Annotated in this window: 22 protein-coding genes; 2 read left to right on the forward strand and 20 right to left on the reverse strand. The window is 60.8% G+C overall.

The features are described 5' to 3' along the window. Positions 1-61: 61 nt before the first annotated feature. The 10 genes from CQ009_RS21395 to CQ009_RS21440 form a co-directional block, all read right to left on the reverse strand. Positions 62-697 (reverse strand): hypothetical protein, encoded by a 636-nt coding sequence (locus CQ009_RS21395; RefSeq protein WP_064389055.1) that lies wholly within the window; start codon positions 695-697, stop codon positions 62-64. Between the two features lie 93 nt (positions 698-790). Next, entirely contained in the window at positions 791-2,233 is a 1,443-nt protein-coding gene (locus CQ009_RS21400) for an efflux transporter outer membrane subunit (RefSeq protein ID WP_064389056.1), read from the reverse strand. After that, on the reverse strand, positions 2,230-3,132 hold the full coding sequence (locus CQ009_RS21405) for an HlyD family secretion protein (protein WP_064389057.1): 903 nt from the start codon (positions 3,130-3,132) through the stop codon (positions 2,230-2,232). The genes CQ009_RS21400 and CQ009_RS21405 overlap by 4 nt, the downstream gene beginning before the upstream one ends. Continuing rightward, positions 3,129-3,338, reverse strand: coding sequence for a DUF1656 domain-containing protein (locus CQ009_RS21410; protein ID WP_047601052.1), 210 nt, complete (start codon positions 3,336-3,338; stop codon positions 3,129-3,131). Before CQ009_RS21410 ends, CQ009_RS21405 begins: the two co-directional genes overlap by 4 nt. Continuing rightward, positions 3,335-5,398 (reverse strand): FUSC family protein, encoded by a 2,064-nt coding sequence (locus CQ009_RS21415; protein ID WP_105708620.1) that lies wholly within the window; start codon positions 5,396-5,398, stop codon positions 3,335-3,337. The genes CQ009_RS21410 and CQ009_RS21415 overlap by 4 nt, the downstream gene beginning before the upstream one ends. Beyond that, on the reverse strand, positions 5,395-5,823 hold the full coding sequence (locus CQ009_RS21420; RefSeq protein ID WP_177330940.1) for a MarR family winged helix-turn-helix transcriptional regulator: 429 nt from the start codon (positions 5,821-5,823) through the stop codon (positions 5,395-5,397). Before CQ009_RS21420 ends, CQ009_RS21415 begins: the two co-directional genes overlap by 4 nt. 143 nt (positions 5,824-5,966) lie before the next feature. After that, positions 5,967-6,248: a type II toxin-antitoxin system RelE/ParE family toxin gene (locus CQ009_RS21425; protein ID WP_064389059.1), complete on the reverse strand. Its 282-nt coding sequence runs from the start codon at positions 6,246-6,248 to the stop codon at positions 5,967-5,969. Beyond that, complete coding sequence (locus CQ009_RS21430) at positions 6,238-6,483, reverse strand: type II toxin-antitoxin system Phd/YefM family antitoxin (RefSeq protein WP_064389060.1); 246 nt, start codon at positions 6,481-6,483, stop codon at positions 6,238-6,240. The genes CQ009_RS21425 and CQ009_RS21430 overlap by 11 nt, the downstream gene beginning before the upstream one ends. 94 nt (positions 6,484-6,577) lie before the next feature. Then, a complete protein-coding gene (locus CQ009_RS21435) occupies positions 6,578-6,823 on the reverse strand; it encodes a DUF2789 domain-containing protein (RefSeq protein WP_105708622.1) in 246 nt (81 codons plus the stop codon). Positions 6,824-6,951: 128 nt separating this feature from the next. Further along, entirely contained in the window at positions 6,952-7,413 is a 462-nt protein-coding gene (locus CQ009_RS21440; protein ID WP_007917709.1) for an aminoacyl-tRNA deacylase, read from the reverse strand. Between the two features lie 175 nt (positions 7,414-7,588). On the opposite strand from CQ009_RS21440, the gene CQ009_RS21445 reads away from it, so the two are divergent. Together CQ009_RS21445 and CQ009_RS21450 are read left to right on the forward strand one after the other, a co-directional pair. Continuing rightward, positions 7,589-8,119, forward strand: a complete 531-nt coding sequence (locus CQ009_RS21445) for an NfeD family protein (protein WP_177431014.1) — start codon at positions 7,589-7,591, stop codon at positions 8,117-8,119. A gap of 2 nt (positions 8,120-8,121) precedes the next feature. Beyond that, positions 8,122-8,880 carry a slipin family protein gene (locus tag CQ009_RS21450; protein ID WP_007917711.1) on the forward strand — a complete coding sequence of 253 codons (759 nt, stop codon included), beginning with the start codon at positions 8,122-8,124 and terminating at the stop codon, positions 8,878-8,880. A gap of 45 nt (positions 8,881-8,925) precedes the next feature. Here CQ009_RS21450 and CQ009_RS21455 read toward each other — a convergent pair whose 3' ends face one another. From CQ009_RS21455 to CQ009_RS21505, 10 genes are all read right to left on the reverse strand, one after another. Continuing rightward, positions 8,926-10,506 (reverse strand): glycosyltransferase family 39 protein, encoded by a 1,581-nt coding sequence (locus tag CQ009_RS21455; RefSeq protein ID WP_105708627.1) that lies wholly within the window; start codon positions 10,504-10,506, stop codon positions 8,926-8,928. Positions 10,507-10,561: 55 nt separating this feature from the next. Then, positions 10,562-12,169, reverse strand: coding sequence for an efflux transporter outer membrane subunit (locus CQ009_RS21460; protein WP_256585467.1), 1,608 nt, complete (start codon positions 12,167-12,169; stop codon positions 10,562-10,564). Continuing rightward, positions 12,166-13,236 carry an HlyD family secretion protein gene (locus CQ009_RS21465; RefSeq protein WP_105708630.1) on the reverse strand — a complete coding sequence of 357 codons (1,071 nt, stop codon included), beginning with the start codon at positions 13,234-13,236 and terminating at the stop codon, positions 12,166-12,168. Before CQ009_RS21465 ends, CQ009_RS21460 begins: the two co-directional genes overlap by 4 nt. Before the next feature lie 27 nt (positions 13,237-13,263). After that, positions 13,264-14,802 (reverse strand): MFS transporter, encoded by a 1,539-nt coding sequence (locus CQ009_RS21470; RefSeq protein ID WP_105708632.1) that lies wholly within the window; start codon positions 14,800-14,802, stop codon positions 13,264-13,266. 225 nt (positions 14,803-15,027) lie between these two features. Further along, entirely contained in the window at positions 15,028-15,945 is a 918-nt protein-coding gene (locus tag CQ009_RS21480) for a LysR family transcriptional regulator (protein WP_025113444.1), read from the reverse strand. Positions 15,946-16,147: 202 nt separating this feature from the next. Beyond that, positions 16,148-17,014, reverse strand: a complete 867-nt coding sequence (locus tag CQ009_RS21485) for an ABC transporter permease (RefSeq protein ID WP_105708637.1) — start codon at positions 17,012-17,014, stop codon at positions 16,148-16,150. 20 nt (positions 17,015-17,034) lie between these two features. Continuing rightward, positions 17,035-17,895: an ABC transporter ATP-binding protein gene (locus tag CQ009_RS21490; RefSeq protein WP_105708664.1), complete on the reverse strand. Its 861-nt coding sequence runs from the start codon at positions 17,893-17,895 to the stop codon at positions 17,035-17,037. 22 nt (positions 17,896-17,917) lie between these two features. Then, the gene (locus CQ009_RS21495; protein WP_105708639.1) at positions 17,918-18,814 is read right to left on the reverse strand and encodes a TauD/TfdA family dioxygenase; all 897 of its coding nucleotides are present in this window, start codon (positions 18,812-18,814) and stop codon (positions 17,918-17,920) included. 361 nt (positions 18,815-19,175) lie between these two features. Further along, complete coding sequence (locus tag CQ009_RS21500; RefSeq protein WP_105708641.1) at positions 19,176-20,543, reverse strand: HlyD family type I secretion periplasmic adaptor subunit; 1,368 nt, start codon at positions 20,541-20,543, stop codon at positions 19,176-19,178. Continuing rightward, positions 20,533-22,689: a type I secretion system permease/ATPase gene (locus CQ009_RS21505; RefSeq protein WP_064389069.1), complete on the reverse strand. Its 2,157-nt coding sequence runs from the start codon at positions 22,687-22,689 to the stop codon at positions 20,533-20,535. Before CQ009_RS21505 ends, CQ009_RS21500 begins: the two co-directional genes overlap by 11 nt. Between the last annotated feature and the right edge of the window lie 17 nt (positions 22,690-22,706).

Below are 22,706 nucleotides of genomic sequence, written 5' to 3' on the forward strand. Positions count from 1 at the left end.
AACGCATTCCAAATGTAGGAGTGAGCCTGCTCGCGATGAGGCCGGTCGATTCAGCCGAGAATCAGGAATACTGAACCTCGATTTCATCCAGCTGATGATCAAAGCTTTTCAGTCGCGCGGTCCAGGTGTAGACCAGCACTTCAAAATCCCGATCGATCACCGCCCCGCCCGGCCCGTCAGCGCGCGGATCGCAGAAATCCAGTTGATAACGCTCACGAGCCATGGCCGTGGCGACATCGGATAATTCGCGGGCGTTATTCAACCAATGCCAGCCCTCGTTATCGATCTGCTTGTCGAGTTCCAGGCACTGTTTTTTCAGCGCTTCGAGGCTTTTTTCCAGCGGCGTGCCGGTGAGTTCGCCCATGACTTCGGCGAAGGTGCGCCCCGGTTGCCAGTAGCTGCCCCAGAAATACCGGTCGAAGACCGTTTCGACCCGGCGCAGGGCGACTTTAGTGTCCCAGATCAACACCAGGGTCTTGCCCTGTTCAAGCTGGCGTTTCTTGACCCGCTGCACCTGAACCGATGCCCACGCCACGACGACGATGGCCATGACCGCGATCAGCGCGACAGCGCTGTCGAGAAAGACCATGGCCTTGTCGATCTGATGGGCCAGCATGATGCCGTAGAAATAGGTGGCCGAGAGCAGCATCAGTGCTACCAGGGCGCACCAGAAGCCGAGAGCGTAAGGGTTTTTCATTATTGGTTTCCCCTAGACCAGCGCTAGCAATGTGCGCTGAAGGGGCGCTTTGCACGGGGCGCCCCTTCAACACTTCAAAGCATAGCAACGGCCTCAGGGTTTGCCGGGGCTTGGAGCGTTCGTTCGTCCGCTTTCCCAACCGCCGCCCAAGGCGAGGAACAAATCGATCTGGCTCATCGCAACCTGGGTGTTGGCGGCGGCCAGTTGCGCGGTGACATCGGTGTAGGTACGGGTCGCTTGCAGGTCAGCGAGAAACGACTCGCGACCGGCCTGGAAGAAGCGGTGGGTCTGGTCGGCAGCCAGTTTCGCCGACTGCTCGGCATCGGCCAGTGCGTCGCGGCGTTGCAGCAGCGCGCTGTACTGGGCGAGGCCGGTCTGGGTTTCGCGAATGGCGTTGAGCACCACGCCGTCGAAGTGCGCCAAGGCGCCTTGGGTGGTCGCCTCAGCTTCACGAATGCGCGCGCGGGCGCCGTTGGTCGGCACCTTCCAGCTCAGCGACGGGCCGAAGCCCCAGCGGTTGGTCGACGGATCACCGAGGTCATCGAGAATGCCGACAGTACCGATGGTCGCGCCGATGCTGATGTCCGGGTACAACTCGCCGGTGGCCACGCCGATGCCGGCGGTCGCGGCGGCCAGACGTCGTTCCGCCTGACGAATGTCCGGGCGACGTTTGAGCAAAGCGGCGCCATCACCGACCGGCACCAATTGAGCGATTTTCGGCAGTTCAGCGCAAGTCGCGGTGCCGGCCGGCAATTGGTCGACCGGTTTCGCCAGCAACATCGACAGACGGAACAACCCGGCCTGACGCGCCGCTTCATAACGCGGCATCTCGGCGCGCAGGGATTTGAATTGGGTTTGCGAACGGGTGACCTGGGTTTCATCGCCACGCCCGGCGTCGCGCAAACGCTGGATCAGCGTAGTGCCTTGGGACTGCAGGTCGAGGGAATGCTGGGCGATTTCGCGTTCTTCGTTGGCCGCGCAGACTTGGGTATAGGCGCGAACCACGTCCGCGACCAAGGTGATGCGCGCGGTATCGGCGGCGGCTTGGGTCGCGTCGGCGTTGGCCTTCGCGCCTTCGATGCCGCGCTGCAACGTGCCCCACAGGTCGAACTGATACGAGGCGCTGATGCCGATGTCACCGATGTTGGCCACCGGGACTTTTTCCGGCAGCAAGAATGCCTGACCGGATTCCTGCAAACGCTGGGCACCCATTTTCACCCCGCCGCTCCAGCCACCGGCGGCTTCGGCCTCATCGACCTGCGCACGGGCGCGCTGCAAATTGGCAGCGGCGACGCGCAGATCGGTGTTGGAAGCCATGGCTTGCTGCACCAGTTGATCCAGACGCGGGTCTTTATATAGCCGCCACCAATCCGCCGGTACTGGCGCCGACACCACAGGTTTGCCGGCAACGGCCAGTTCGCCCTGAAAATCCTTGCGTTGCACTGCCGCGTCTTCCGGCACGTAATAGTCCGGGCCAACCATCTGACACGCCGACAACATCACGCCCAACCCGGCGATCATCAGGGCCCTGCTCATTGCGCGGGCTCCTGCTTTTTATCGTCGACTTTTGAGTCTTCAATGATCGACACCGTAGCGGTACGCCCGGCGATCATGCGGAAATCTTCCGGCACATCATCAAAGGCAATCCGCACCGGGATCCGCTGCGCCAGCCGCACCCAGCTGAACGCCGGGTTGACGTTCGGCAGCAGGTTGCTGCCGCTGGTGCGGTCGCGGTCTTCGATGCCGGCGACGATGCTTTCGACATGCCCGCGCAATTTCGCACGGTCGCCGATCACACGGATATCCACCGACTGACCGACATGAATGCCGTCGAGTTTGGTCTCTTCGAAATAGCCGTCGATGTGGAAGGAATTGCTGTCGACCACCGACAACACCGGACGCCCGGCGGTGACGAACTCCTGCGGACGCGGCGCACGGTCGTTGACGTAACCGTCCACCGGGCTACGGATTACCGAGCGGTCGAGGTTGAGCTGGGCGCTGTCCACGGTGACCATGGCTTCGGCCAGTGCCGATTGCGCACGCGCGACCTTGGATTGGCTTTCTTCCAGCTGTTCGGCCGGCACCAGGTTGCCGAGGCCACGGTTACGCTTGGCTTCGCGCTGGGCCTGGGCGAGGGTTTCTTCGCGGTCGGCAACAGCCGCTTTGGCCTGACGCAGGGCCAGTTTGAAGCGATCCTGGTCGATGCTGAACAGCACCTGGCCGCGCTTGATCAACTGGTTGTCTTTCACTTCAACCTGCTGGATCAGTCCGGACACGTCCGGAGCAATCTGGATGATGTCGGCGCGAATGTGGCCGTCACGGGTCCACGGCGCAAACATGTAATACATCACCATGCGCCAGACGAGGACAACGGCAAAAGTCACGATCAGCAGGGTCAGTACCACGCGACCGATGGTCAAAAACGGTTTTTTCATGTCATCAGGTATCGACTGAGTGAGTCCACGCCGTACAGCAGTACCGCGTAGAGGGCCACGTTGAACAATGCCCGGTGCCAGACCAGACGGTAAAAGTGCACGCGCGTGAGCACGCCATGCACCAACAAAAACAGCACATAAGTGATGCCCATCAACACCAGCAGGGTCGGCAGGAAAATGCCGCTGATGTCCAGATCACCGATCATAGGGGCGCTCCATCGGGCAGCGGTTCTTCGGCGTCGGCACTGGAGACGAATTCGACGCCGGGCAACAACGCCAGACGCAAACCGCTCAAGGCGTGCAACAGGTTCAGACGGGTTTCGTCATCGCCGTGGCCATTGAGCGCACGGCGGGTGCGATCAAGGGTCATCAGCAACGGCGCTGGCGCCGGCAAGCGTTCGCCAGCCTTAAGGCAGGCGCGGAAATACTCGCCGACCTCACTGACCACTTGCTGCAACAGCGCGTTCGGCGCGCCGGTCACCCGTGGGGTGTAGGCGAGCAAATCGAGCAGGTTGAGGCCGACGCGCACTTCGCGCATGGCGATGCCGGTGTCCTGGCCGGTCAGGGCCAGACGCGGCAGGTGCTGCATCAGTCGATCGAGCAACTGCACGCCCAATTTGCGGTGTTCGGCAAGGTTGGCCGGTTCGGTCATGTGGACAATGTCTTTCCAGCTGAAACGGGTCAGGCGCTTGGCCGCCAGCTCGGCGCCGAACGGACGCGCCACCAGCGTCCAGATGAAAGCGAACAGCAGGCCGATCGGTCCAGCGAGGTTGGAGTTCACGAAGGCGAAAAAATCCGCATCGTAAGCGCCCTGAATGCTGATAAACGACGAAGTGTTGACCAGTGTCAGCAGCATGCCGAGGAAAAAACGCGGCTGCACCGTGAGCGTGCCGACGCAGATGAACGGAATGGAGAACGCCAGCACCAGCATCGGGAAGTCATGCAGGTTGGGCAGAATCAGAAACAGATAAAGGCTGGCGAACAGCACCGACATGCCGGTCCAGAAAAAGAACCGGTAAATCTGCGGTGCCGGGTCGTCCATCGAGGCAAAGAAACTGCACGCCACCGCGGCGAGAATCACCGCACTGCCGCCGTCCGGCCAGCCGAGCAGAATCCACAGCACCGAGGCGGTGATGATCGCCAGAACGGTCGAGGCCGCCGAATAGAGCATCAGCCCACGATCAATGAACGGCGTCAGACGACCCAGGCGCCAGTGACGGTAGACCGCGCGCCAGCTGTCCTGGCGCTCGCAGAGAATCGCGTCCTGCAGACTGCGGCAGTCCTGCCATAAATCGATGAATTCGCCGAGGCGATAAATCGAGTTGGAGAACAGCAGTTGTTTGCGATCCTCAAGCGCCTCGACGCTCGGTTGCAGGGCTTCGAGCTGATCTTTCAGCGCTTGCCAGCGGTCGAGGTCGGCGTCCGGGTGACCGAGCCATTCACGGGTCGCGGCAAGCAGCGGTGCGAATTTTTCCACCAGTTCCGGCGTGCGTCGTTCGAGGGCGTAGAGCGAATCTTCCAGCGCATCGATCACCGATAATAGATGAATCATGCGCCCGCGCAATTCTTTGGTGTTGCGCACGGTTTGCGGTCGCGCGCCTTCGTGGGGCAACTGGCCGATCATCAATTCGAGGCTGTTGAAGTTGGCAACCATGGCCATGCGCAGCGCGGTGACCTCTTCGGGCTGCACGTCGCGGCTGAGGAATTTCAGGCTGTAGGTCGTTGCGTCGGCGAACCACTTGCTCACCGCGTCGTTGAACACCGGCGCCAGACGGCGTGGCCAGAACATCGCGCCGACCACCGCAGCCACGGCGATGCCGAGGAAAATCTCTTCGGTCCGCGCTTCCGCCACGTCCCACACCGCCAGCGGGTTATCCACCACCGGCAAGGCAATCAGCGGCAAGGTGTAACCGGCGAGCATCAATGCGTAGTTGTTGGCCGTGCGCAGTTGCAGGGACAGGAACAGCAAAATCCCCGTCCACAGCGCGATGACCACCACCAGCACATACGGGCTCTGCACGAACATCGGCACGAAAAAAACCGCCGCCGCGGCACCGAGAAAAGTCCCGATGGCGCGGTATAGGGCCTTGGAACTGGTCGGCCCGAGAAACGGGCTGGAGACGATATACACCGTGGCCATCGCCCAATACGGACGCGGCATTTGCATAAGCAAAGCGATGTACAGCGCGATCATCGACGCTGCAAACGTACGGACCCCGTAGAACCAGTCGCGGGCCGGCGGAATGCCGGAGAAAAAACCGTTCAAGAATTGATCACCACAGGCGGATGGGCCGCCTCAAAAGCTCTGAGTACCCGAAGCGTAGCCTCCAGATCGCTCTGGTCGATGCCCTCAAGCACTTCATGACGCAGACGCACCAGTTCGATCTCGACCGCTTGCACCAGTTCACGACCGGTGTCAGTCAGGCTCAGGCACTTGGCGCGGCGATCCTGGACATCTTCGGTGCGGCAGACGTAGCCGGAATGACACAACTGATCGAGCAGACGCACCAGCGACGGACTCTCCATCCCGGCCGCCTGCGCCACCTGCACCTGGCGCACGCCCTCACCCAAGCGGCCGATCATCAACAACGGCACGGCGCAGGCTTCGGAGATTCCATAGTTGACCAGCGTGGTCTGGCAGATCTTCCGCCAATGCCTGGCGGCCACCACCATGGCACTGCTGATGTTCATCTGGAGAGCGTCGAGTTCGTTCGGCACGAGGAAATGCACACTGTTAGTTTGCTAACTATCAATATCGCATTGGAGGGGAATTTCAGTCAAGTTTTGAAACAAATTGCCTACTGGGGCGAAGAGAGCCGCCGCTGAGAGATAAATCAGCGCTTTTTTGCATTCTCATAAACGCTACTGCGCTCACGTTTACCGACCGCTACGACTGAAACGACGACCCTCTCGTCAATGACCTGATAAACCAGACGATAGCCTGAAGCCTTCAATTTGATTTTGTAGCAATCAGGCATTCCATGAAGTGCGTCAGCGGAGACTCTGGGCAGCTTCAATCTCTCACCCAGCTTCTTTTTGAATTGTTCTCGTAGTGTATGACCCAACTTGTTCCACTCTTTGTGAGCGGATGGCAAAAATTCGAGCTTATAGGTCATCCAGGCTCACCGAAATTGGCGTCTCATGGCTGCGGGCGCGAACGATTTCAGCAAGCTCCAAATCATCAAGTCGCTCCATCATTGCTTCGTACACATCCGCTGGCACCATATAGCCCATAACGCGATTGTGGTTAAGAACAGCCACGGCACCGCCATGCGCACCGCTCAGCACAGCGGAAGGGTTTTTCTTTAATTCTGAGACACTGACAGCCATATCGGCCAGAACGTTTTGCATAATAAAAGACCTCAATTGAGGTCGTGATTTTGGTCTATTTTTTGATCCTCAACAACCGTTTCACTCAATTGAATGACAAGAGGTTGGCTTTCAGTCAGCTCTCACGCCCCTTGCGCAACAACACATTCAACTGGTCCACCACCTCCGCCCAATCGGCGTCATCCAGAATCTCGTCACGCAAGAACTGCGACTGGCTCTTCGTCCAGAAAAACGCATCAGCCAGGTGCAGCTCTGGTTTGAGCGGGGAATGGGTGGTGAGGAATTTGTCGATGTTGACCGGATCATCCGGAAGGCCGAGTTGTTTGAACAGGGATGGCAAGCTGTGCGTTGGGCTTTCCATTGAGCAATTCCTTGATGAATGGGGTGTTTGGAAGATTATTCGCGAGCAGGCTCGCTCCCACAGGGGAATGCGATCAACCTGTGGGAGCGAGCCTGCTCGCGAAGGCGTCAGTGCCGGCGCCACGAAACCTAATCACTCAACTCCCGCACCTCGGCATGCGGCACCATTTTCAGAAACTCGGGCATGCTCATGTGCAGCAGATAATTGTGGTTGCCCGCCTCCAGATAAATATCCTTCTGCCGCGTCAGCAACGGGTCGATGACCATGTCCAGGCCATAAGAGCCACCCAGCGGCGGCACCGCGCCGCGTTCGCAATCATCGAAAATGTGCGCCAGATTGCTTTCGCGGGTCAGTTGCCATTCGCCGCTGGTGCGCACTTTGCTCAGGTCAAGGTGACGGCTGGCCGGCAGCACGGCCATCAGGTAGTGCCCGTGGTGGTCGTCGAGGATGATCGATTTGGCTACCCGCTCGGCGGGCACCCCGGCGACCCGTGCGGTTTCCAGGCTGCTGGACGAGTGCCGGTGGGCGACGATGTCGTATTCGCAGTGCGCCCGGTTCAGGCTGCTCTGCACCTTTCTTGCCATACGCATGATGCACCTCGGTGTTGCGCTGAACGGTGATTGCCGTGTCTTTGAGTCTAGTTCGGCGGGTGTTTGGCGCAGGGAAATCCGCTCACCGGACATATCTGCACATTGATCAAAATTCATACAGGACAACCCTCAACTAGACTGAAAGAACCAGCCCATGACGCTCGCGGAGGGTCACGTGAACAGCCGATGTTGTGCGTTTGCCTTGCTCCTGCTGATCAGCGGCTCAGCCCTCGCCGCCGACAGCCCGTTACCGGCCATGAGTCCGGCCGGTTTGTGGCTGATCACGTTGGGCATCGTCTTCCTGATCGCCGAAGCCGTGCTGCCCAACTACGGCGTTATCGGTCTGGGCGGCATCATCATGTTCGTCATCGGTGCGCTGATTCTGAGCAACGCCCAGTTGCCGGTGCCAATGATGATCGGCCTTGGCCTGATCAGCGCTCTGTTGTTGATTGCGCTGCTGATTCGCGCCCTGAAAACCCGCCCCCGCCACGCGGTCAGTGGCGATGCCGGCCTGCTCGGCAGTGTCACCGCGATCACCACGGTGCAACCGGGCGATGCCCGTAATGGCTGGGTGCAACTGCAAGGTGAGCGCTGGCAAGTGCTCAGCGCCACTCCGCTGCACACCGGGCAATCGGTGCGCGTGGTGGGTCGCAAGGGATTGTTGCTGCAAGTGGCCGCGACTGACGCGGCGCCACTCGGAGAGTGATCATGGGTCTGCAAATCGGTTTTGTTGCGCTGCTGTTACTGGTCATTGCCCTCGCCGGCTCGACGTTTCGCATCCTGCGTGAATACGAGCGCGGCGTGGTGTTCCAGCTCGGCCGCTTTTGGCAGGTCAAAGGCCCCGGGCTGATCCTGTTGATTCCAGTGGTGCAGCAAATGGTTCGGGTCGACCTGCGCACCGTGGTGCTCGACGTGCCGCCGCAGGACGTAATCACCCGCGACAACGTGTCGGTCAAGGTCAATGCCGTGCTGTATTTCCGCGTACTCGACCCGCAAAAGGCGATTATTCAGGTCGAGGACTATCTTTCCGCTACCAGCCAGTTAGCCCAGACCACCCTGCGTGCGGTGCTCGGCAAGCATGAACTGGATGAACTGCTGGCCGAACGCGAGCAGTTGAACATCGACATTCAGCAAGTGCTCGACGCGCAGACAGACGCCTGGGGCATCAAGGTCGCCAACGTCGAGATCAAGCATGTCGACCTCAATGAGTCGATGGTGCGCGCCATCGCCAAACAGGCTGAAGCCGAGCGCGAGCGGCGGGCCAAGGTGATCCACGCCGAGGGCGAGTTGCAGGCCTCGGAAAAACTCATGCAAGCCGCGGAAATGCTCGGACGTCAGCCCGGGGCGATGCAGTTGCGCTATATGCAGACCTTGAGTTCGATCGCCGGCGACAAGAGTTCGACGATTGTCTTTCCGTTGCCGATTGAATTGCTCAAGGGCATGGCGGATTTGTCGGGGAAATCCTGAAGGTCAAAAGATCGCAGCCTGCGGCAACTCCTACAGGGGTTGGCGTTAGCCTGCGGGAGGGGTGGGGGTGAACAAGCGCGCCTTGAGTCCGCCCGCATGGACTTCGGCGCTGACCTGCCAGGTCGCGGGCAAGGGTGAGAATTCTTCCGGGCCGTCGAAGCTGCCGACCAGCCACACCCGGCCATTTCCCGGCAACTCAGCGAGGCTGTCCAGATAGACATCGCGCGTTACCAGTGTGCCGAAGCCGTACTCATTCGGCTGCGTCGGTTGGCCATCCGTCGTCGGTGGCGTGTAAAGGCGCACCTGCGCGCCGCTGCGGTCGTAGTAGACGTAGCTCAAGTACCAGAGCATGTCGCTGGTGACGATGCGATCACCCGGCAGAAAATGCCGGTTGACGTAACTCACCACTCGGTCGAGTTGGTCGTTGCTGTCGACCGTTGCATTGTTGTTCACACCCACCAGTTCCACACCGATCAGCGCCACCAGCAGCGCCAGTGCAACCAGTCGGGCGCGGCTGTACAAACGATCAATGGCCAGCGCCGCCAGCATCGGCAAACCGAGGGCGTACGCCGTCAGGTAGCGCTCGATGAAGACCGGGGTGATGAAAGACACCAGATACACCAGCAATAGCGGCAGTCCGGTGTACAACGCCAACAGAATACTGCCGCGCGACACACTGCGATCACGCATCACCGCGACAACCGTCAGCGCCAGCAATGCCAAGGGCAACGCGGCGAAAATCAGCAGCGGCAGCGTCTCGCCATCGTCCTGAATCAGCCACGACCAGATCATCGACGGCAGCGAACTCAATGTAACAGCAGGTTCCCAACCGACATCGCCGCCGGCCTTGAGCTGTTCCATGTGCTGCATCAAGTCGAGCAGATTGGGCAGCCAGGGCAGGTACAGTACGACGATGGCCACGTTCGCCAGCCACCAGTTCCAGCGCTGGATATGCCGAAAGCGGTAATCGCGCTGTATGCGGATCGCAATCAGATAGAGCCAGTGACACAGCGCCGCGAGCACGGCGAAGTAGTGGGTGTAGAACGCCGCGCTCATCAACAGCGCGTAGTACAACAGAAAGCGATGGCGTTGCGGGCGCCGGATCCAGTAGACCAGCGCCAGGCTTGCGGCAATCAGCAGCGCTCCGAGCAGCGCGTACATGCGCACTTCCTGGCTGTAGCGCACCGCCGTCGGTAGCAGTGCGAGCAACAATCCGGCGATAAACGCGGCGCGTCGAGTGGCCAGGCGATCCACCAGCCACACACCCAGCCCGACCGCCGCAATGCCGGCCAGCGCACTGAGTGTGCGCACCGCGAGAATGCCGTCCCCGAACAGTTCGACCCAGCCATGCAGCAGCATGAAGTACAGCGGCGGATGCACATCGAATGCGGCGTGCCGCCAGATTTCACTCAGCGAATAGCGCGCCAGCAGCAGGCTGGAGCCTTCATCGCCCCAGATCGCCGCCGCCGTCAGGTCATAAAAACGCACGAACGCGGCCAGCGCGAGAATCGGCCACAGCCAGTGATTTTTTACCCAGCGCACCCAGCGCAGACTACCGAACCAGGAGCCGGGCGCGGCAAACGGGTCTTGCGTGTCGCCCATCGGCGTGACTCGATTGACCGCCATCGCTTCCTCTTGCCGCACCGCAGCGCCACGAGAGTATGACGCGCCAACCTGCCAATCACTTTAGGTCAGCCACAGCAGAACCGTCGATGGCGGCAGGCGCTTTCACGACACCCGGCAACCCGGCGACGATTTTCTCTTGCGGATACACCGACTCCCACCCCCCGCCCAATGCCTTGTACAAACCGACCATCGCCAGCGAAACCCCGGTCGAACTCTCGACCCACTGTTCCTGCGTCGCCAGCAACGCGCCTTGCACAGTAAGAACGTTGACGAAGTCGACCACGCCTTCGACGTATTGCTGTTGCGCGGTGCGCAGGGCGATCTGGTTCTGGCGGACGGCTTCGGCGAGGCTGTCGCGGCGGCGCTGGCTGGCGTTGTAGGCGGTCAGCTGATCGTCGATTTCGTGCCAGGCGCGCAACACGGTCTGCTGGTAGGCGATGGCCGCTTCCTGCTGCTGGGCTTCGCGCAGTTGCAGCACGCCGCGCAGGCGTCCACCGTCGAACAGCGGCAAACTGAACTGCGGGCCGATGCCGAAGGCACGCGACCCCCACGAACCGAAATCGCTGAGTTGCATGGCTTGCGAACCAAGGTTGCCGGACAGGGTAATGCGCGGATAGAAATCGCCTTTGGCCACGCCGATATTGGCAGTAGCGGCGTGCAGGCGCGCTTCGGCCTGGCGGATGTCCGGGCGGCGTTCGGCCAGTTGCGACGGCAGGCCGATGGCGACTTGCAGCGGCGACTGCGGCACGGCGGCGTCTGTGGATAACTCTTTGGCGAGGGCCTGTGGCGGTTCGCCCATCAGCAGGCTGATCGCGTTGATCAGTTGCGACTGGCGTTGTTCCAGCGCCGGCAGACGCGACTCGATGGCGGCGACTTGCGCGGCGGCTTCGGCGACGTCCAGGTCAGTGGCAACGCCATCGGCCAGGCGCAGTTGCGAGAGTTTCAGGCTGTGCCGGGCGACGTCGAGGTTTTCTTCGGTGACCGCGCGAGTGTTCTGTACGCCGCGCAACTGGATGTAGTTCTGCGCGGTGTCTGCCAATACCGCCAGCAACACACCGCGACGGTCGTTTTCAGCGACTTCGAGGTTGGCGTCGGCGGCTTCGGTTTCGCGGCGCACGCGACCCCAGAAATCCAGTTCCCATGAGGCGGAGAAACCGGCGTCCCACAGGTTGAAGGCGGAATCACCGTTGTGGCCGGATGGGTCGTTCAGGCCTTTGCCACTGTTGCGTTCGCGCGAGTAACTGCCGGTGGCCGCGGTGTTTGGATAGCGCTCAGCAGTGATGACCTGGCGGGCGGCGCGGCTTTGTTGCAGACGGCTGCTGGCCAGTTGCAAGTCGAGGTTGCTCTGCACCGCACGCTGAGTCAGCGCGGAGAGTTGCGCGTCGTGGAAGACCTCCCACCAGCGTTCGTTGAGGGGTTCGCTGACCGCTTGGCTGGGGGCGGACTTGGCGGGTTTGGCCCAGTCGGTGATTTGTGTGGCTTCGGGTTTCTGGAAGTCCGGGCCGACGGTGCAGGCGGCGAGACTCATTGTGAGCAAGGCACTCAGAGTGATTTGCTGCCACTGGCCTCTTCGCGAGCAGGCTCGCTCCCACCTGTTGGAATGCATTCTCCCTGTGGGAGCGAGCCTGCTCGCGAAGGCGTCGGTTCGATCAACACGGCTCATCGCTGAGTCACCTCACGCACCGACGTCGCCGAACTGGCGGTATCAATACTCGCCTCCACCGACATGCCCACGCGCAAGCGCTCGGCCAACGGCTGACCCGGTTCGAGCATGATCTTCACCGGAATCCGCTGCACCACCTTGGTGAAGTTGCCGGTGGCGTTATCCGGTTTGACTGCTGCGAAGGTCACTCCCGTGGCCGGCGCAATGCTCTCGACACGACCGGTCAGCGCTTCACCACCCAGGCTGTCGACGCGTACTTGCACCTCTTGCCCTGGCTGCACGTCGGTCAGTTGCGTCTCCTGAAAATTCGCCACCACGTAAGCCTGTTTCAGCGGCACGACGGCCAACAGCTTGCTGCCCGGCGTCACATAGGCGCCGACGCGCACGGCCCGCTCGCCGATCATGCCGTCCTGCGGCGCGGTGATGCGGGTGTAGGAGAGTTCGAAACTGGCGATTTCCAGCGCCGCTTGTGCGTGCTTCAAACTGCCTTCGGCAGCGTCACGCTGGGCGCTGAGGATATCGACTTGCTTGCGCTCCGCCGCCAGTTTCGCCGTGGCCGTGTCGAGATGAGCCGTGGCCTGATCGATGCGCGTGCGCGCCTGTTGCGCGTTCTGCACAGTCCCGGCACCGACGCCGGCCAAATGGTTGTAGCGATTCAGTTCTTGCTGGGCGAAGGCCATTTCAGCCTTGGCCGACACCACCGAGGCTTGCGCCTGAGCGATCACCGAGGTCTGCCGCTCCAGCGTTGCCTTGGCGTTTTGCAGTTGCGCCCGCGCCACCAGAGTTTGTGCATCCGCGGCTTCTGCCGAAGCACGCAAATCACGATCATCGATCAACGCCAGCAATTGCCCGGTCTTCACTTGCTGGTTGTCTTCTACCAATACCTCCTTGATGAAACCGGCCACGCGCGGCACCACCAGGGTGTAATCAGCGGACACAAACGCGTCGTTGGTATTTTGCTGGGTACGTTTGCCAAACACGCCGGGCAGCGCCAGATATACCAGCACGCCTACAGCCAGCGCGGCCGCTACAGCCACCGCGAGTTTTTGCTTTGCTTGAGTCGTCATAAAAACCTTCATTGTTCAGTGCAGCAATCAGGTCGGTGCGCGCGGCGGATAAATCCGCGTCGGCAGCCAGAAAATCAGCAGGATCAACGCCACTGCGACGCCAGCCATGCACACGTAGAGATCGGAAGAAGTCAGCACCACGGCCTGTTCGTGCAGGCGATGGGCGAGGCCCGGATCGCTACGATCGGCCAGCGGCGAATTGCCGAGGCTGTCGACCAACATGCTTGAGTGGAAATGCAGGCGCGACGTGGTAAGCGCCTCGATCACCCCGGTGGCGACCACGGCCGACAGGCCTTTCACGGTGTTGAACCATGCCGATGCGAAGGGACCGTCCAGCGGTGTGATGCTGCCGGTCGAGAGCATCAACAGCGGCAGCACCGCCATCGGCTGGCCAAAAATCTGCAGCCATTGCAGAACATAGAAGTCGTCGCGAATCCACTGCGAGGTCAGCTGCGATCCGCCCAGGCAGGACAGCGCCAACATGCTCAAACCGATGCCGAGTACCCAGCGGCAATCGACCCAGCGCAGGTTGCACAGCGCGGCCACCAACGGCAGCGCAATCAGTTGCGGCAATGCGGCGATGAGCATGATCGGCGCGGTCTGCACCGGGCGATAACCTTGCACCTGGGCCAGATAGCTCGACGGAATCAGCACCACCGCCAACAACACCACCAAAACGCCAGCCAGGGTCATCAGTGCGAACGAAAGGTTGCGGATACCGAGCATCTGCAATTTGAAAAACGGAATCGGCTGCGACCACTCGTTGATCAAAAACGCCACCAGCAGCAACGAGCCGGCGCCGAGCAATCCACAGATCAGGCTCGACTCGAACCAGTCCAGTCGATTGCCTTGCAGCAAACCGATCACCAGCATGCAGATCGCCGGAAAGCCCAGCAGCAGGCCTTTCCAGTTGAATGACTTGAGGCGCTCCAGGCGCAGCGGATCCTGCGGCAAACCGTAAGCGACAGCGGCCATGGCGATCAGACACGGCACGATGATCTGCCAGAACGTCCATTGCCAGCCGACGTATTCGGTCCATAAACCGGCCAGCGGCGTGCCCAGACCCGGGCCGAATGTCGCCGTTAGCGCATAACCAGCCAGACCATAAAGCTTGATGTTGGCGGGCAGAAACCGCAGGGCCACGGTCATCAACATCGGCGGCAACGCACCGCCGGCGAGGCCTTGCAGGATGCGCATCAGCAGCAGGCTTTCGTAATTGGGGGCGAACGGGCACAGCACGCCGAGCAGAGTGAACAGACCGATCGCGCAGAGGGTGAAGCGGCGCAGCGAGAAGGTCACCGAGCACCACGGCGCGAAGGCCATGGCCGCGACCGAGGTGGCGGTGTAACTGGCGACCAGCCAGGTGCCTTCGTCGTAACCGATGCTCAGCGCGCCACGGATGTCGGCCAGGGCCACCTTGGTGACCATCTCGTTGAGGCCCGACACCAGCACTGCCAGCAACACGCCGACCAGACCGATGATGATCCGCGCCCCGAACACCGGTGGCGTGATCGCCTTCGCCGGGCTGGCCGCAGCGATGGGCGCTGCCGCCGTCAGGGATGTCATGAATACTCACTCCGGAGGGAAAAATACCGGAGCATCTTAGTCGGGCTTGGCAATGACGAAAATTGACTTATTGGCAGGTTATAAGTGCGCCAGACACAACAATGAACATCCCTTGTGGGAGCGAGCCTGCTCGCGAATGCGTCGGATCAGTCAATATCATTTGTGCCTGATCCAGCGCTTTCGCGAGCAGGCTCGCTCCCACAGGGTTTTGTGTTTTCTCGGGGATTAAGGCTGGGCCGCCAGCCACGTTTCGTCGCAACAGGCCTTAAGCGTTTCGCGCAGCCAGCGGTGTGCCGGATCCTTGTCGAAGCGCGGGTGCCAGGCCTGGGTCAGCATCAACGTCGGCAAAGGGATTGGCAGGTCGAACGAACGCAGTTTCAAACCCAGCCGGCGCACACTCAGCAGCGCTTCCTTGGGCACCGGCAGGATCAGGTCGGAATCCGGCAGCGCAAACATCGCCGCATGAAAACTCGGCGCAATCACCGCGACGCGGCGCTCCAGCCCCAAGGCATTCAGCGCCGTATCAATCGGGCCACGGGCGATGCCACGACGCGACATGCTGATATGGGAAAACCCGGCGTAGCGCTCGGCAGTGATTTCGCCGTCAAGCAAGGGATGGTCTTCACGCACCAAGCCAACGAAGTGTGTAGAAAACAGGTTCTGCACTTTGACTTCCGGGGTGACGGGCCGGGTGTTGCTGACGCTCAGATCGATGCGCCCTTCTCGCAGGGCTTCATCATCGCCATCGCCTTCCGGGACAAAGCGCAATTCGCAGTGCGGCGCGAGTTGATCGAGGGTGTCGAACAGCTTACCGCCGTACACCCCGATGAAAAAGTCGTTGGCGCGGATGCTGAAGCGCCGACGCAGCGTGCCCAGCTCCACGGTGTCGGCGGAGCGGAACAACAGCGCGGCCTGCTCGACCACATCGCGCACCTGTTCGCGCAGTTCCAGCGCTTTGGGCGTTGGCACCAGACCTCGGCCGGCACGCACGAGGATCGGGTCGCCGATGGCTTCGCGGATTCGCGTCAGGGTGCGGCTCATGGCTGCCGGACTGAGGTTCATCCGCCGCGCAGCGCCGACCACACTGCCCTCGTCGAGCAAGGCGTCGAGGGCGACCAGAAGATTCATGTCCGGGAGTTGCATGCTGAGCACTCTTGGCTTATCAGGATTGATCTGGGCGCAATGCTAGCAAACATCCTTCAAGTATTGCGGTGGCATGACTGACGCTATCGCGAGCAGGCTCACTCCTACATTAGATCTTCAGTGCCTACAGATTTTGTGTCCTACACAGATCCCGTGTAGGAGTGAGCCTGCTCGCGATGAGGCCAGTCGCAACGCCACAGAATTACCGCTGCATCCCCCACCGCTTCACGGTCACCCGCTCCAGCGTATCGAACACCAGATTCTCCACCAGCAAGCCAATCAGAATCACCACCGCCAACCCGGCAAACACCTTGTCGGTGTACAGCTCGTTGCGATTCTGAAAGATGTACCAACCCAGCCCACCCTTGCCGCTGGTCGCGCCAAACACCAGTTCCGCCGCGATCAACGTGCGCCAGGCAAACGCCCAGCCAATCTTCAGCCCGGCCAGAATCGACGGCAGCGCCGCCGGGATCAGGATGAACAGCACCAGCCGCAAACCCTTCAAACCGTAATTGCGCCCGGCCATGCGCAAGGTTTCCGAGACCCCGAGAAACCCCGCGTAAGTGTTCAGTGCCAAGGCCCACAACACCGAATGCACCAGCACAAAAATCAGGCTGTTCTGCCCCAGGCCAAACCACAGCAGCGCCAAGGGCAGCAGGGCAATCGCCGGCAACGGATTGAACATCGAGGTCAACGTGCTCAGCAGATCGCGGCCCAACTGCGTCGACACCGCGAGCGTGGTCAGGGCAAACGCCAACACGATGCCGATCAGGTAACCCTTGATCAGCACCACCAGCGATATCCACACCTTGGCCAGCAGTTCACCGCTGAGCAAGCCTTCGAACAGCGCATGGCTGGTCTGCAGAAAACTCGGCAGCATCAAATCATTGTTCTGAATCCGCGCGACCACTTCCCACAGCACCGCTAGCACAATCAGGATCAGGCCTTTACGCAGCCAGCCCTGTTGCCACAGCCGCGTGCCGAGCGACAGTTCGCGCTCGACCGGCACTTCAGTCAGCGGCTCCAGCACAACTTCGAATTCTTCACGCCCAGATGATGAATGGCTCATCGGGTAATCCTCCTGGCCGCTCAATAGGCGATGCGAATGTCGTTGAAGTCGTGGTCACGCTCGGTTTCCGGCGACTGGCCTTCGTCGAACAGCAGACGATGAATGCGCCGCGCCGATTCCTGAAACGCCACGCCACCGAGGCTGTGCAAATCGTATTGATGGCTGTGCACTTCGGCGCGCACCCGCCCCGGATGTGGCGATAACAGCAGGATGCGATTGCCGACCACCAGCGCCTCTTCAATCGAGTGGGTGACGAACAACAGGGTGAAACGCACCTCTTCCCAGAGCAGCAGCAATTCTTCCTGCATCTTGCGCCGGGTCAGTGCATCAAGGGCGGCGAATGGCTCGTCCATCAGCAGGATTTTCGGCTGCATGGCCAACGCTCGGGCAATCGCCACGCGCGCTTTCATGCCACCAGACAAGGTGTGCGGATAGGCATCGGCGAACGCCGCCAGTCCGACCTTTTCCAGATAGTGCAGCGCACGTTCTTCGGCTTCTTTTTTCTTCAGGGTGCGCGACGCGAGCAGCGGAAACATCACGTTCTGTTTGACGGTTTTCCACGGTGGCAGTTGGTCGAATTCCTGAAACACCACAATCCGGTCCGGCCCCGGCGCATCGACGCGCAGGCCTTGCAGACGGATCTCGCCTTCGCACGGTTGAATGAACCCGGCCACCGCTTTGAGCAAGGTGGATTTGCCGCAGCCGGACGGGCCGAGCAGCACGTAGCGATCGGCCGGGTCGATTTCAAAACTGACTTGATGGGTGGCACGCACCACGCGTTGCGGCGTGCGGTATTCGAGGCTGACGTGATCGACGGCCAGCAACGCGTCGCTGCGAGCGATCGGGTTGCTGGCCGCGTGGCCTGGCAAGGGAGCGTTCATGATTTGGTCAATCTCCGGCGAATCAGAAAGGCGCATCGCCCTGAATGGTCGTGCGATACAGCTTGCGGCGCAGGTGCGCCGGGCAGCCGGCGGCGAGATGGATCAGCGAACGGTTATCCCAGAACACCAAGTCGTGGGGCTGCCACTGATGGCGGTAGATGTTTTGCGGCAGCACGCTGTGGGCGTATAGCTCAGTCAGCAATTGCTGGCTCTCGTCATCCGGCAGGCCGACGATGCGCGTGGTGAAACCTTCGCTGACGAACAGCGCCTTGCGGCCGTTTTCCGGGTGCGTGCGCACCACCGGGTGCACCACTTCCGCGACCTGGGCCAGTTGCTCCGGGGTCAGGGTCGGGCGCCAGTTGCCTTCGAATTTGGTTTCGCTGTAACGGGCGGTGTAGGAATGCGCGGCACTGCGACCTTCAACCGCTTTGCGCAATGCATCGGGTAGGCTTTCCCAGGCTTTGTGCATATCGGCGAACAGCGTGTCGCCGCCCTCGTCTGGCAACTCCTGTGCGTGGAGCATCGAGCCGAGGCTTGGCAGCTCTTTATAGGAGAGATCGGAGTGCCAGAACTTGCCGGCGTCGCCAAGGCCGATGTTCTGGCCGTTTTCGATGATGTTGGAAACGATGAGGATTTCCGGGTGATTGGCCAGCAGGAACTGCTTGAGCACATGGATCTGCAACACGCCGAAGCGGCGGCTGAAGTCGATCTGTTGCTGCGGGGTGATTTGCTGGTCGCGGAACACCACGACGTGGTGATCCAGGTGCGCGCGATGGATGCGCGCGAAGTCTTGATCATTGATCGGCCGGGTGAGGTCGAGGCCAATGATCTCGGCGCCGACGGCACCACTGAAAGGACGGATTTCAAAGGATTGCGGCGCGGCGGTCGCGGCGCTTGGGGAAGCAGTAGCTGCGGACATCTTTCCATCTCCCACGCACGGCACGCTCAGGGGCGCGCTCGTCGATCAGACACTCACGCTGGATTGCGTGTTGGTTCAGCTCGTGCGGCGCGCCGATTGGTCGGCAGGTACGCAGGGGGATGACTTTATAGCTATAAGAATCGGAAATTAAATACCGTTAATGAATAACGATATGGCGAATGGTGAGGAATGGACTGAGTGGTGAGTGACGGTTTTTGTCACTTACTGACGGGGATGTAGTGTTTCGGCTGCCGCCATCGCGAGCAGGCTCACTCCTACAGGGATCGCATTCCATCTGGAGAAATGCGGTTACTGTAGGAGCGAGCCTGCTCGCGAAGAGGCCGTTAGCAGCGCTGAAGATCTAGCGCTCGTGCAACGCCTCGGCCCGCGCGCGGATGATCGGCTTGAGCAGATAACTCAACACCGACTTCTTGCCGGTAATGATGTCCACCGACGCAACCATCCCCGGAATGATCAGCAACGGCTTTTCATCCGTCCCCAAGTGGCTGCGCTCAGTGCGCACCTTGATCACGTAATACGTGGTTTTCTTGTCTTCGTCGGTGATGGTGTCCGCGCCAATCTGCTCCAGCTGAGCCTTCAGCCCGCCGTAGATGGTGTAGTCGTAGGCAGTGAATTTCACGATCGCTTCCTGTCCCGGATGCAGGAAGGCAATGTCCTGCGGGCGGATCTTCGCTTCGACCAGCAAGGTGTCGTCCAGCGGTACGATTTCGACCATGTCGCTGCCTGGCTGGATTACGCCGCCGATGGTGTTGACCAGCAACTTGTTGACGATACCGCGCACCGGCGATGTCACCAGCGTGCGGCTGACGCGGTCTTCCAGCGCCTTGCCAGTAGCACTGGCCTTGTTCAGGTCAGTGCGTGCTTCGTTAAGCTGAGTCAGCGCTTCGCTGCGGAATTTGCCGCGTGTCTCGTCGATCTTGCGCTGCACTTCCTTGATCGCCGATTCGGCACGCGGGATGGCCAGCGTAGTAGCGTCGAGCTGACCGCGTGTTTCCACTTCGGCACGCTTCAACCGCAAGACTTCCACCGGGGACACCGCGCCCTGGGCCACCAGCGGCTCGGACATGTTGATTTCCTGGCGCTGCAAACCGAGCTGCTGACGATACTGCGCTTGCTTGGAGGCGAATTCGCGCAGCTCTTGCTGACGCTGGATCAACTGCTCCTGCAACCCGCCAATCTCGTCGTGCAATTGCTGACGGCGGCTGATGTACAGCGATTCTTCACTTTTCGCCTGACCGGGCACGGCTTTGAGCACGTCTTCGGGGAAATTCAGCGGACGATCATCGACTTCGGCGCTCAGACGCTCAACGCGCAGCAGCATCGACAGACGATCGGCCTCGGTTTCGCCGACGTTGGAAGCAAATCGCGTGTCGTCGAGGCGAATCAGCGGTGCGCCAGCCTCAACGATCTGGCCTTCCTTGACGAACAGTTCGGAGATGATCCCGCCCTCAAGGTTCTGGATTTTCTGAATCTTCGACGACGGAATCGCCTTGCCGTCGCCCTTGGTCACTTCGTCGATCACGGCGAAGTTGGCCCAGAGCATGAGGAACACGAAGAAGCCGATGATCGCCCAGATGGTCAGGCGCACGACGCGCGGGGCGTCTTCGATCAGTGCCTTGTTGACTTCCGGCAGCGGCTGGCCCTGCAGCGATGCCGAGCCTTTGAAGTAGCGACGGATCGAATCCTTGAAACCCGACTTAAGCAACACTGATCTGCCCCTTCTTCAACGCTTCCATCACGGCGGCTTTCGGGCCATCGGCGAGAATCTGACCACGGTCGATCACCAACAGGCGATCAACCAGCGACAACAGTGAAGCCCGGTGCGTGACCAGTATCACGGTCTTGTTTTCAATCACCGCCGCGAGGCGTTGTTTGAGGCGTTCTTCGCCGGTGTTGTCCATCGCACTGGTCGGCTCGTCCATCAGCAGAATCGGCGGATTGAGCAACAGCGCCCGGGCCAGCGCGACGTTCTGTCGTTGACCGCCGGAGAGGTTCTGCCCGCGCTCGCCGACTTGCAGCTCATAGCCTTGCGGGTGCAGTCGGGCGAATTCGTGGACACCCGCGAGTTCGGCGGCTTGCAGAACAAGTTCGTCTTCTACATAGCGCGCGCCGGAGACCAGGTTGTCACGCAGGGTGCCAGCCAGCAGTTGAATGTCTTGCGGCACGTAACCGATGTTGTAGCGCAGCTCGCTGACGTCGATCTGGCGGATATCCACACCGTCGACCAGCAACGCGCCGTCGTCCGGCTGATACAGGCCGACCAGCAGTTTGGCGAGGGAGCTTTTGCCCGAGCCGCTGCGGCCGATGATGCCGATCTTCTCGCCGGGACGGATCACCAGATTGATGTTCTTCAGCGCCGGGTTCTGTTGTTCCGGGTAGGTGAAGTTGAGCTGGCGGCATTCGATCGCACCCTGCAACACCTTGCGGCTGAGTGGGCGCTCTTCAAAATTGCGCTCTTGCGGCAGCTCCATCATCTGATCGACCGAGGTCATGGTCACCCGTGCCTGCTGGTAACGCGTCAGCAGACCCGACAGCGACGCCAGCGGGCTGAGTGCGCGGCCGCTGAGCATGTAGCAAGCGATGAGACCGCCCATACTCAGGTTGCCGGCGATGATCTGGTACACGCCGAAGACAATCATGATCACCCCGGCCAGTTGCTGGATCAGCAGGGTGATGTTCATCGCCAGGCCGGAGAGCATTTTCACCCGCAGTTCAAGGCGACTGAGGGTGCCGATGGTCTGTTCCCACTGGTACTGGCGTTCGCTTTCGGCGTTGTTGACCTTCACCGCGTCGAGGCCGGCGAGGGTTTCGATCAGGCTCGACTGGCGCTCGGCACCAAGGGCCATGGTGCGTTCCATGGTGGCCACCAGCGGCTTCTGCAAGGCATAGCCGATCAGCAGGGCAATCGGGAACGCCAACACCGGAATCCACACCAGATGCCCGCCGAGAATGGCGATGACTATAAAGATGAGGATAGTGAACGGCAGGTCGATCAGGCTGGTCAGGGTCAGCGAGGCGAGGAAGTCGCGCAGGCTCTGAAACTCATGGATGTTCTGCGCGAAACTGCCGACCCGTGCCGGGCGGTATTTCATCGACATGCCGACGATGCGTTCGAACAACGTCGCCGAGATGATCAGGTCGGTTTTCTTCCCGGCAAGATCCAGGCACAAACTGCGCAGGCTCTTGAGGATCAGGTCGAAAAGGTAAGCGCCGGTAATACCGAGGGCCAGCACCCACAGGGTCGCCTCGGCCTGGTTCGGCACCACGCGGTCGTAGACGTTCATCACGAACAGTGGCGCGGCCATGGCGATGATGTTGATCAGGAAACTCGCGGCAATCGCATCGGCATACAGCCAGCGCGAACGCTTGAGGGTGTCGCGGAACCACGAGCGTGCGCGCGGAATCAGTGTGCCGTGGTTAACGTCGAATTTGTGTTGCGGCTGAGCGAAGAAGACTTTGCCGGTGTAATCGTCGGCGAGCAGTTCGCGGCTGACAATCGACTCGCCGCCATCGCTTTCGCTGAGCAGCACCCGCGCTTCGTTGTCGCCCTGCCAGCCGAGCAGGACAGCGCTGCGGCCATCCTTGAGCAGCAGCAACGCCGGCATGGCGATCGCCGGAATTTCTTCCAGTTTGCGCTGCAGCACCCGACCTTGCAGGCCGGCACGAGCCGCCGCGCGGGGCAGCAACTCGACACTCAGGCGTTGTTTGGGCAGCGGCAGGCCGGTGGTCAGCATCGCCGCGCTGGCTGGTTTCTGATGGAGCATGCAAAGGGCGAGCAGGCCATCCAGTAACGGATCGTCGTGCAACGCGCGTGGATCATGACTGAGTTGAACTCGACTGACTTCTGATTCCACGCTCGACACTCTTTGAC

Origin of the sequence: Pseudomonas sp. MYb2, from assembly GCF_002979955.1 — a bacterium.
Taxonomy (GTDB): domain Bacteria; phylum Pseudomonadota; class Gammaproteobacteria; order Pseudomonadales; family Pseudomonadaceae; genus Aquipseudomonas.